Here is a 10,156-nt window from a genome sequence, read left to right on the forward strand (position 1 = left end):
TCACACGGCACGCCCACCGGAGAACCCTCATGTTCCGCATATCGCCCGAGGGCTTCTCCCTCGACGGCCGCCCTCTTCGTGTCCTGTCGGGCGCGCTGCACTACTTCCGCGTCCTGCCCGAGCAGTGGCCGCACCGGCTGCGGATGCTGCGCGCCATGGGGCTCAACACCGTGGAGACGTACGTCCCCTGGAATCTCCACGAACCGCGCCCCGGGGAGTACGACTTCACCGGGATCGCGGATCTGGACCGGTTCCTGGAAGCCTCGCGCGAGGCCGGGCTGTACGCCGTCGTCAGGCCGTCCCCCTACATCTGCGCCGAGTGGGAGCACGGCGGCCTGCCCTGGTGGCTGCTCTCCGACCCCGGGGTCCGGGCGCTGCGGTGCCAGGACCCGGCGTATCTGGCGCACGTCGACCGCTGGTTCGACCGGCTGATCCCGCTGGTCGCCGCGCACCAGGTCACCCGGGGCGGGAACGTCCTGATGATGCAGGTGGAGAACGAGTACGGCTCCTACGGCACCGACAGCGGCTACCTGGAGCACCTGGCCGAGGGGATGCGGGCACGCGGGGTCGACGTACCGCTGTTCACCTCGGACGGGCCCGACGACTTCTTCCTCACCGGCGGTGCCGCGGCCGGACATCTGGCCACCGTGAACTTCGGCAGCCGCGCCACCGAGGCGTTCGCCGGCCTGAAGCGGGTGCGTCCCGAGGATCCGCCCATGTGCATGGAGTTCTGGTGCGGCTGGTTCGACCACTGGGGCACCGAGCACGTCGTACGTGAGCCAGGGGACGCCGCGGACACGCTGGAGGAGATCCTGGAGGCAGGCGCCTCGGTCAATCTCTACATGGCGCACGGCGGGACGAACTTCTCGACCTGGGCCGGGGCCAACACTCGGGATCCGGCGACGGGTGCGCACTACGAGCCGACGGTGACCTCGTACGACTACGACGCCCCCATCGACGAGCGGGGGTGCGTGACGGACAAGTTCCTCGCCTTCCGCGACGTACTCGCGCGGTACGCGCAGGGCCCGCTTCCCGAGCCGGAGGCCCCCGCGCCCCTGCTGCCCGCCGCGACCGTGGAACTCACCCGGGCGGTCGCGCTCTTCGACGTGATGGACGTGGTGGCCGGCCAGGAGGTGCACGCCGCCGAACCGCCGTCCTTCGAGGAGCTGGGAATCGCCCACGGACTCGTGCTGTACACGTCCGGGATCCCCGGACCGCGCGGGCCGTACCCGTTGTCGGTCCAGGGACTCGCCGACCGCGCGCACGTCTACGTGGACGGCGAGCCCGTGGGCGTACTGGAGCGGAGCGGTGCCGAATCCGTCGAAGGCGTCCGCGTGGACGGGGAACGGGCCCGTGTGGAGCTCCTGGTGGAGTCGATGGGCCGGGTCAACTACGGGGTCGGACTCGGGGACCGCAAGGGGGTGCGCCGCGTCCTGCACACCCAGCAGATGCTGCACGGCTGGACCGCGCGCGCCGTGCCGCTCGGTCACGGGACGCCGGACGGTCTGCCGTGGGACGCTCCCCGCGAGGAGACCGGGGGGCGGGCGGGGCCCGTGTTCCACCAGGGGTTCCTGGAGTTGACGGAACCGGGCGACACATATCTCGCGCTGCCCGGCTGGGGCAAGGGCTACGTGTGGGTCAACGGCTTCTGCCTGGGCCGCTACTGGGAGTCGCGGGGCCCGCAGCGGACGCTGTACGTGCCGTGGCCGCTGCTGCGTGCCGGGCGCAACGAGATCGTCGTGCTCGAGCTGGACGGCTGCGGGCGTCCGGTCGTGGAACTGCGCGAGGCCCCGGACCTCGGCTGAACCAGTGAGCGACGGCTGACCGGCGGCAGGGCCCCGGGCAGGACACCTCCGGGTGCCCTGCCCGGGGCCTTGCCATGTCCGGGTGCCTGGGCGCCGCCGTTCCGTCCTCCTCCCGCCTTCGACGCCCCTCATTGCGCACGGACGAACAGCCAGGTGATCGATACCGCTTCTTGATGTTCGTTTGTTCATTTCCTATTGACTCTGATCGCTCATGGTCGAAAGATGTCCGTCAACTCGCCGTCCTCTGTAGGCCTCTCGTAGGAGTACCGCCATGCAGCGCACCACTCGTTCGACCTCCACGGCCCTCGCGGCCGCCGCCGCGTCCCTGGCCCTCCTGGTCACCGCATGTGGAGGGGAGGGGGCCACCTCCGAGAAGGCCGGGTCCGAAGGCAAGCCCGTGGAGATCTCCTACTGGTCCTGGATGCCCGGCACCGCCGACATGACCGCCGCGTTCAACAAGACGCATCCCGGCATCAAGGTCACCCACGCCGAGATACCCGCGGGACTGAACGGCGGGTACGACAAGATCGCCAAGGCGGTCAAGGCGGGGAACGCCCCCGACGTCGTCAACCTGGAGTACCAGGCTCTGCCCGACCTCGTGACCCAGGGGCTCCTGCGCGACTCCAGCGCGGAGCTCGGGAAGTCCGTCGAGGAGTACGCGCCCGAATCCGTACGGTCCCTGGTCACCCTCGGGGGGAAGACCTGGGCGGCCCCCTACGACGTCGGCCCGCAGACCTTCTACTACCGCACCGACCTGTTCAAGAAGTACGGCATCGAGGTCCCCACCACCTGGGCCGAGTTCCGGACGGCGGCCGAGAAGGTCAGGAGCGCCTCCAAGGGCAAGGCGAGGCTGCTCGACTTCTGGGGTGACGACACCGCGACCTGGGCCGGTCTCGCCCAGCAGGCGGGCGCCCACTGGTACGGCACGTCCGGCGACGCGTGGAAGGTGGACATCGCCGACTCCGCGACGAAGAAGGTCGCCGACTACTGGAAGGACCTGGTCAAGGACGATCTGGTCCTGAACCACAAGGCGTGGAGCCCGGAGGCGACGAAGGCCGTCACCGACTCCGAGGCGATCGCCCTGATCGGGGCCTCGTGGAGCGCCGGGTCCCTCAAGACCACCTACCCCGGGCAGAAGGGCACGTGGGCCGAGGCCCCGCTCCCCCACTGGGGAACGCCCGCCACCGGGTCGGTGGGCGGCTCCGCGTTCGCCGTGACCAAGGACAGCGACAAGGCCGACGCCGCCGCCGAGTTCATCACCTGGGCCACCACCGGCAAGGAAGCGGTCGAGGCACGCCTCGCCGCCGGGACGTCCAGCGGCCTGCCCGCGGACGAGGACCTGCGCACCGCCGCCAGGTCCACCTTCGACTCCTCGTTCTTCGCCGGTCAGAACGTCTACGACGTCGCCGGTTCCCAGGTGCCCCTCATCACCGAGGGCTGGACCTGGAGCCCCGTGCACAACTCCACGACGATGACCATGCAGGCGGAGTTCGGCAAGGTCCAGAGGACCGGGGAGTTCTGGAAGGCCTTTCAGGCCGGCCAGGCGGCGGCCGAGAAGGCGATCACCGACCGCGGCCTGAAGCTCGCCGAGTAGGCGCGATCCGGACCGCCGGGGCGGGTCCCGCACCCGCCCCGGCATACCACCCACCCAAGGAGCAACCGCCGATGACTTCCCGGCTCGGCCGCGGGCAGCGCAGCACTCCGGCCCTCTTCGTCGCCCCCTTCTTCATCCTGTTCGTCGCCACGCTGATCGTTCCCGTCGGGTACTCCCTGTGGATGAGCCTGTTCCGTGAACAGGCCACCAGTGGGCTCGGTTTCGGGGGCACGGAGACGCTGTTCGTAGGCGCCGACAACTACCTGCGCGCCCTCGGGGACCCCTCTTTCCACCGCGGGTTCCTGCACATCGCCCTCTACTGCCTGATCTACATCCCCGTGATGGTCGGCGGCGCCCTGGCCCTGGCCCTGCTCGTGGACTCGGCGATGGCCAGGGCGAAGAAGTTCTTCCAGCTGGCGTACTTCCTCCCCCACGCCGTGCCCGGTCTGATCGCCGCGATCATCTGGGGGTTCCTCTACACACCGGGGCTCAGCCCGGTGATCGACCTCCTGCGCACGCTCGGCGTGGAGTGGGACTTCCTCGGCCCGGACGGAGTGGTCTTCTCGATGGCCAACGCCGCCGCCTGGCAGTGGATCGGCTACAACATGGTGATCTTCTACGCGGCGCTGCAGGCGGTCCCGAAGGAGACCCTGGAGGCCGCCGTCGTCGACGGGGCGGGCCAGCTGCGCACCGCTCTGTCCGTGAAGCTGCCGATGATCCGTTCCTCCGTCGTCCTGACCATGCTCTTCACCGCGGTCGGCGCCATCCAGCTCTTCAACGAGCCGGAGGTCCTGCGCAGCCGGTCGTCCGCCGTCTCCCAGGACTGGAGTCCGGTGATGTACATCTACCGGGCCGCCTTCACCGAGCACGACTACGGCCTGGCCGCCGCCGCGTCGCTGCTGCTGGCACTGCTCGGAGCCGGCCTCTCCTTCGTGATCACCAAGCTGGGCAACCGCTGGAAGGAGGCATGACCGTGGCCACCGCGACGCACCCGCGCACCCTGCCGCCCACCTCGTCCCCCGAACGCCCCGACCCCACCCGGACATCCCGGACCACCATGCCGTCCTGGTCGTCGAAGGCCGTCGTCACCACCCTGCTCGGCATCGTCGCCGTCTACACGCTGATGCCGTTGAGCTGGCTGCTGGTCAACGCGACGAAGAGCAACGGAGACCTGTTCGCGAGCCCCGGCTTCGAGCTCGCCGACTTCAACCTCCTGACGAACCTCGCCGACCTGTTCACCTACCAGGACGGCGTCTTCGGGCGCTGGCTCGCCAACAGCATGCTGTATTCGGTGGTGGGCGCGCTCGCCTCCACCCTCATCTCGCTGCTCGCCGGCTACGCCTTCCACACGTACGACTGGTGGGGCAAGGAGAAGCTCTACGGGCTGGTGCTCCTCGGCATCCTCGTCCCGCACACGGTCATCTCCCTGCCCATGTACCTGATGGCGTCCGAAGTCGGGCTCGTCAACTCGTACTGGTCGGTGCTGATCCCCGGCCTCGTGAATCCCTTCGGCGTGTACCTTGCACGCGTCTTCGCGGAGAGCCACGTCCCCGGCGAGACGCTGGAGGCGGCCCGGATCGACGGCGCGAGCGAACTGCGCGCCTTCCGCTCCGTCGCCCTGCCGATGCTCTCACCCGCCTTCGTCACGGTCTTCCTCTTCTCGTTCACCGGCAGCTGGAACAACTTCTTCCTGCCTCTGGTGATGCTGAACGACTCGGCGCTCTACCCCGTCGGCCTCGGCCTGTTCAACTGGAACGCCACGCTCCCCCAGGAGCCGCAGCTCTACTCGTTCGTCATCACCGGTTCGCTGGTGTCCGTCGTCCCGCTCGCCGTCGCCTTCGTATCGCTGCAGCGCTTCTGGCGCTCGGGCCTCACCGCAGGAGCCGTCAAATGACGTCCTCGTCCCGCACCGCCCCCCACCGGCCCCGCACGGTTCTCGCCATGGAACCGTCGGTCCGGGACGCGCTCTTCGACCAGGAGTCCCTCGCCCGGCTGGTCGCGGTCGCCGACACCGATCCCTCGCTCGTGGTCGACGACTTCGGCGACCCGGCCGTGGCCGGTGCGCTCGGCGAGGCCGAGGTGCTGCTCACCGGCTGGGGGTGCCCGCCGCTCACCGCCGAGGTGCTGGAGCTGCTCCCGCGCCTGCGCACCGTCGTCCACGCCGCCGGTTCGGTGAAGCATCACATCACCGATGCCTGCTGGGAGCGGAATCTGACCGTCGCGTCCGCCGCGGGGGCGAACGCGCTGCCGGTCGCCGAGTACACCGTGGCGGCGGTCCTCTTCGCCGGCAAACGGGTTCTGGCCGCACGGCGTGAGTACGGCCGGCGGCGCGCCCGGACGAATGCCATCGACGTCATCGGCGGCGGCGGCAACTACCGCCGCACGGTCGGGGTCGTCGGGGCGTCCCGCATCGGGCGGCGGGTGATCGAGCTGCTTCGCCCCTTCGACCTGCGGGTGCTGCTGTACGACCCGTACGTGGACGAGGCCGGGGCGACTGCGCTGGGCGCGCGATCGGTGTCGCTCGACGAACTGGCCCGCTCCAGCGATGTAGTGACCATCCACGCGCCGGAGCTGCCCAAAACCCGGCATCTCTTCGACCGGAGACGGCTCGCGCTGCTCCCGGACGGCGCCACGCTCATCAACACGGCCCGGGGCTCTCTGGTGGACACGGCAGCGCTGACGGACGAGCTGGTGTCGGGCCGGCTCGACGCGGTGCTCGACGTGACCGAACCGGAGGTCCTGCCCGCGGAGTCACCGCTCTACGACCTTCCGAACGTCCTGCTCACCCCGCACATCGCGGGTTCGCTCGGCAACGAGCTCGCCCGCATGACGCACGCCGCGCTGGACGAGCTGGAGAGGTACGGGAACAGCCTGCCCTACGCCGATCCCGTCCGGGGGGAGACGCTGACGCACACGGCGTGAGCCGGCGGGGCGCGTGGGCCGGACCGCCGCACGGTCGGGCTCTCCCGTGTGCCCGGCCGGTCGGCCGGGGCCACTGCCGGAGAGTCGCCCCGGTCGCTACCATCGCCCCTCATGACCGCTGTGATCGTCACCGTCGGGCTGGCGTTCGTCGGCTACCTCGTCACCTACCTCAACAGCCTGCGCCTGTCGCAGCGTCAGGAGCGCCTCGCCCGGGTGAATCGCCAGTTGAGCGACTTCTACGGCCCGTTGTTCTCCCTCACCGAGGCCAGCGGCCGGACCTTCGCCGCGTTCGCGGAGCGCCATGCACGCCCAGACGGGAGGTCGCCCTTCGATCACGGGACGCCGCCCTCGGAGGAGGAACTCGAGGAGTGGCGTCTGTGGATGACCACAGTCTTCCTGCCGAACATCCGGGCGATGCGCGACCTCGTCATCCACCACGCGGACCTGCTGAGGGACCCGCAGATGCCGCCCCTTCTCCTGGACCTGTGCGCGCATGTCTCGGGCTACGAGGTAACGGCCGCGCGCTGGGACCGGGGGACGTACGACCAGCACCTCTCGGTGGTTTGGTTCCCCGGCCAGGAGCTCGCCGACTACGCGCGCCGGGAGTTCTCCGTGCTGAAGAAGGAGCAGGCCCGGCTGCTGGGGCGACGGCACGTCGGCTGACGGCGTCCACCGTCAAGTGGAAGGTGAGTTTGTCCACACCGCCGGAGCCGTGTCCCCGCCGGCGGAACCCGGCGGCCGGCGCCGGTGCGGGGCTTCCGGCGGGCGCGGGCCGGGCCAGGGGCGGGCAGGGGCCGCTCCGTCCCGCCGCGCCCGCCGTACGGCTGCCCCGTACAGGCAGGTCACGGCCGTGGGGATCCCGCGGCTGCGGGCGGGGTGGGCCTGCTTGTCATCGCCCCCCACCTGGCACTACTGTCGCCACGCCTTGGTGAACGGGAAATCCGGTGTGATGCCGGTGCGGCCCTCGCCACTGTGATCGGGAAGTCCGGCTCCAGCCCTCGCGGGCAGCCACTGGGTCCTTGTGACCCGGGAAGGCGGAGTTCGGGCGGTGTCACCCGTCAGCCAGGAGACCGGCCAGGGCACTTCAACCATCCACGAGGTGCTGGAGAGGGTCTGCTGAGCCATGCACATTGCCGAGGGATTTCTGCCTCCGGCGCACGCGATCGCCTGGGGTGTCGCGTCCGCGCCGTTCGTCGTCCACGGAGTCCGGTCACTCACACGTGAGGTCAGGGAGAACCCGGAGAGCACGCTGCTCCTGGGGGCCTCCGGGGCCTTCACGTTCGTCCTGTCCGCCCTGAAAATACCCTCCGTCACCGGAAGTTGCTCCCATCCCACGGGTACGGGGCTGGGGGCGATCCTGTTCCGCCCGCCGATCATGGCGGTGCTGGGCACCATCACCCTGCTGTTCCAGGCGCTGCTGCTCGCGCACGGCGGTCTGACCACGCTCGGCGCCAACGTCTTCTCCATGGCGATCGTCGGGCCCTGGGCCGGGTACGCGGTCTTCAAGCTGCTGCGCCGTTACACCGTGCCGCTGATGGTGGCGGTGTTCTTCGCGGCGTTCGTCGCCGACCTGTCCACCTACTGCGTCACCAGCGTCCAGCTGGCGCTCGCCTTCCCCGACCCGGGCACCGGGTTCCTGGGGGCGCTCGGAAAGTTCGGCTCCATCTTCGCGGTCACCCAGATCCCGCTCGCGGTGAGCGAGGGGCTCCTGACCGTGCTGGTGATGCGGCTCCTCGTCCAGTCCAGCAAGGGTGATCTGACCAGGCTCGGCATGTTCCTCGCCGGCAAGCAGCAGGCCCGCGCCGAGGCCGACGAGAAGACAGGAGCGGTGGCCTGATGAACAGGAACACCAAGATCAACGCCCTTCTCCTCCTCGTCGTGGCCGCACTGGCCGTACTGCCGCTGGCCCTCGGGCTCGGCGACGACGAGAAGGAGCCGTTCGCGGGCGCCGACGCGCAGGCGGAGACGGCCATCACCGAGATCGATCCCGACTACGAGCCCTGGTTCTCCCCGCTGTACGAACCCCCGTCCGGCGAGATCGAGTCGGCGCTGTTCGCCCTCCAGGCCGCGCTGGGCGCGGGGGTCCTCGCGTACTACTTCGGCCTGCGGCGCGGGCGTCGTCAGGGCGAACTGCGCGCGACGGCGCCGCAGGACGGCGCGGGCGCCCCCGAACGCTCCGAGGAGTCCGCGGCCCGGAGGACCTGAGTCCACATGCTGCCGATCGACGCGGCGGCGCACAGCAGTCGCTGGCGCCGCCGCCATCCCGTGGACAAGGCCGTGCTCGGGCTGGGACTGACGGTGCTGGCGATCTCGCTTCCGCCGTGGCCCGGCGCCGCCCTGGTCCTCGTCACAGCCGTATCCGTACTCCTGGGCCCGGCCGGCGTGCCCGCCCGCCAGCTGTGGCGGGCCTACCGGGTGCCTCTGGGTTTCTGTGTCACCGGCGCGGCCACACTCCTCGTACAGGTCGGCGGGCCGGACGGGCTCGTCGCCCTGGCCGGTGGAGGGCCGGTCCGTGCAGGGGAGCTGCTCCTGCGCACCTCGGCCGCGTCACTCGGTGTCCTGCTGTTCGCCTTCACCACGCCGATGTCCGACCTGCTGCCGCGCCTGGTCAAGGCGGGGGTCCCCGCCCCGGTGGTGGACGTCGCCCTGGTGACCTACCGCATGAGTTTCCTGCTCCTCGACTCGATGCGCAGGATCCGGGAGGCCCAGGCGGCCCGGCTCGGCCACACCACCCGGGCGGCGGCCTGGCGGTCCCTGGCGGGGCTCGGGGCCACCGCGTTCGTCAGGGCCTTCGACCGCGCGGCGCGGCTCCAGTCGGGGCTGGCCGGTCGCGGCTACGACGGCACCCTGCGTGTCCTGGTGCCCGAGGCCCGCGTCTCCGCCCGTTTCACGGCCGCGAGCGCGGTGTTGCTCGTGGCCCTCGTCGTCCTGACCCTCGTCCTGGAAAGGCTGCTGTCATGAGCGATTCCGTGCTGCTCGCCCTGCGGGGCGCGTCCTTCGCCTACGAGGACGGCCCCACCGTGCTCAGCGGCCTCGACTTCGAGGCGCGCGAAGGGCGCGCGCTCGCCCTGCTCGGCAGGAACGGCAGTGGAAAGACCACACTGATGCGGCTGCTCAGCGGTGGACTGCGCCCCGCGGCAGGCCAGTTGACCGTGGAGGGCCGCCCCGTCACGTACGACCGCAAAGGACTGACCCGGCTGCGCACGACGGTCCAGCTGGTGGTGCAGGACCCCGACGACCAGTTGTTCGCCGCGTCCGTGTCCCAGGACGTGTCGTTCGGGCCGCTCAACCTCGGCCTGCCCGACGCGGAGGTGCGGGTCCGGGTGGACGAGGCGCTGGCCGCCCTGGACATCACCGCCCTGGCCGACCGGCCCACCCACCTCCTCTCCTACGGGCAGCGCAAAAGGACCGCCATCGCGGGCGCGGTGGCGATGCGGCCCCGTGTGCTGATCCTCGACGAGCCGACCGCCGGGCTCGATCCGGACGGTCAGGAGCGGCTGCTCGCCACCCTCGGCGCCCTCCGCGGCAGTGGCACCACCGTCGTGATGGCCACCCACGATGTCGACCTGGCTCTGCGGTGGGCCGACGACGTCGCGCTCCTCACCCCGGCCGGTGTCCGCGCCGGGCCCGCCCCCACGACGCTGGCCCGGACAGATCTCCTGCGGGAGGCGGGGCTTCGACTGCCCTGGGGCATCGTGACCGCTGAACTGCTTCGTGCACAGGGCCTGCTGGACGCGACCGCGGTGGGCCCCCGCACCCCGGAGCAGCTCGCGGCGGACTTCGTCCCGCCGGCCGCCGCCGACCGGGCCCCGTCGGGGGGCTGACGGCGGGGCCC

At 70.8% G+C, this 10,156-nt stretch carries 10 protein-coding genes and 1 riboswitch; all 10 genes read left to right on the top strand.

The window, feature by feature from the left end:
• Window positions 1-29: 29 nt before the first annotated feature.
• On the top strand, window positions 30-1,805 hold the full coding sequence (locus tag ACFUNE_RS24475) for a beta-galactosidase family protein (protein WP_383571894.1): 1,776 nt from the start codon (window positions 30-32) through the stop codon (window positions 1,803-1,805).
• Between the two features lie 271 nt (window positions 1,806-2,076).
• The gene (locus ACFUNE_RS24480; protein ID WP_383571896.1) at window positions 2,077-3,399 is read left to right on the top strand and encodes an ABC transporter substrate-binding protein; all 1,323 of its coding nucleotides are present in this window, start codon (window positions 2,077-2,079) and stop codon (window positions 3,397-3,399) included.
• A gap of 71 nt (window positions 3,400-3,470) precedes the next feature.
• A complete protein-coding gene (locus tag ACFUNE_RS24485; RefSeq protein ID WP_383571899.1) occupies window positions 3,471-4,370 on the top strand; it encodes a carbohydrate ABC transporter permease in 900 nt (299 codons plus the stop codon).
• Window positions 4,367-5,293 carry a carbohydrate ABC transporter permease gene (locus tag ACFUNE_RS24490; protein WP_383571902.1) on the top strand — a complete coding sequence of 309 codons (927 nt, stop codon included), beginning with the start codon at window positions 4,367-4,369 and terminating at the stop codon, window positions 5,291-5,293. Before ACFUNE_RS24485 ends, ACFUNE_RS24490 begins: the two co-directional genes overlap by 4 nt.
• Window positions 5,290-6,321: a hydroxyacid dehydrogenase gene (locus tag ACFUNE_RS24495; protein ID WP_383571905.1), complete on the top strand. Its 1,032-nt coding sequence runs from the start codon at window positions 5,290-5,292 to the stop codon at window positions 6,319-6,321. Before ACFUNE_RS24490 ends, ACFUNE_RS24495 begins: the two co-directional genes overlap by 4 nt.
• Window positions 6,322-6,432: 111 nt before the next feature.
• Window positions 6,433-6,984: a hypothetical protein gene (locus tag ACFUNE_RS24500; protein ID WP_383571907.1), complete on the top strand. Its 552-nt coding sequence runs from the start codon at window positions 6,433-6,435 to the stop codon at window positions 6,982-6,984.
• Window positions 6,985-7,208: 224 nt separating this feature from the next.
• A riboswitch (cobalamin riboswitch) is annotated at window positions 7,209-7,415 on the top strand.
• A gap of 29 nt (window positions 7,416-7,444) precedes the next feature.
• Complete coding sequence (locus tag ACFUNE_RS24505; RefSeq protein WP_383571910.1) at window positions 7,445-8,158, top strand: energy-coupling factor ABC transporter permease; 714 nt, start codon at window positions 7,445-7,447, stop codon at window positions 8,156-8,158.
• On the top strand, window positions 8,158-8,526 hold the full coding sequence (locus tag ACFUNE_RS24510) for an energy-coupling factor ABC transporter substrate-binding protein (protein WP_383571913.1): 369 nt from the start codon (window positions 8,158-8,160) through the stop codon (window positions 8,524-8,526). Before ACFUNE_RS24505 ends, ACFUNE_RS24510 begins: the two co-directional genes overlap by 1 nt.
• A 6-nt stretch (window positions 8,527-8,532) precedes the next feature.
• Window positions 8,533-9,282, top strand: a complete 750-nt coding sequence (cbiQ, locus tag ACFUNE_RS24515) for a cobalt ECF transporter T component CbiQ (RefSeq protein WP_383571916.1) — start codon at window positions 8,533-8,535, stop codon at window positions 9,280-9,282.
• On the top strand, window positions 9,279-10,145 hold the full coding sequence (locus tag ACFUNE_RS24520) for an energy-coupling factor ABC transporter ATP-binding protein (protein WP_383571919.1): 867 nt from the start codon (window positions 9,279-9,281) through the stop codon (window positions 10,143-10,145). Before cbiQ ends, ACFUNE_RS24520 begins: the two co-directional genes overlap by 4 nt.
• Window positions 10,146-10,156: the final 11 nt, after the last annotated feature.

The sequence above is a fragment of the Streptomyces sp. NPDC057287 genome (assembly GCF_042667905.1).
Classification (GTDB): domain Bacteria; phylum Actinomycetota; class Actinomycetes; order Streptomycetales; family Streptomycetaceae; genus Streptomyces.

Bases quoted from the DNA above. Each gene is read 5' to 3' on its own strand.
- ACFUNE_RS24500 (WP_383571907.1), top strand. From the start codon at position 6,433: ATGACCGCTGTGATCGTCACCGTCGGGCTGGCGTTCGTCGGCTACCTC.
- ACFUNE_RS24495 (WP_383571905.1), top strand. From the start codon at position 5,290: ATGACGTCCTCGTCCCGCACCGCCCCCCACCGGCCCCGCACGGTTCTC.
- ACFUNE_RS24475 (WP_383571894.1), top strand. From the start codon at position 30: ATGTTCCGCATATCGCCCGAGGGCTTCTCCCTCGACGGCCGCCCTCTT.
- ACFUNE_RS24505 (WP_383571910.1), top strand. From the start codon at position 7,445: ATGCACATTGCCGAGGGATTTCTGCCTCCGGCGCACGCGATCGCCTGG.
- ACFUNE_RS24485 (WP_383571899.1), top strand. From the start codon at position 3,471: ATGACTTCCCGGCTCGGCCGCGGGCAGCGCAGCACTCCGGCCCTCTTC.
- ACFUNE_RS24510 (WP_383571913.1), top strand. From the start codon at position 8,158: ATGAACAGGAACACCAAGATCAACGCCCTTCTCCTCCTCGTCGTGGCC.
- ACFUNE_RS24520 (WP_383571919.1), top strand. From the start codon at position 9,279: ATGAGCGATTCCGTGCTGCTCGCCCTGCGGGGCGCGTCCTTCGCCTAC.
- cbiQ (WP_383571916.1), top strand. From the start codon at position 8,533: ATGCTGCCGATCGACGCGGCGGCGCACAGCAGTCGCTGGCGCCGCCGC.
- ACFUNE_RS24480 (WP_383571896.1), top strand. From the start codon at position 2,077: ATGCAGCGCACCACTCGTTCGACCTCCACGGCCCTCGCGGCCGCCGCC.
- ACFUNE_RS24490 (WP_383571902.1), top strand. From the start codon at position 4,367: ATGACCGTGGCCACCGCGACGCACCCGCGCACCCTGCCGCCCACCTCG.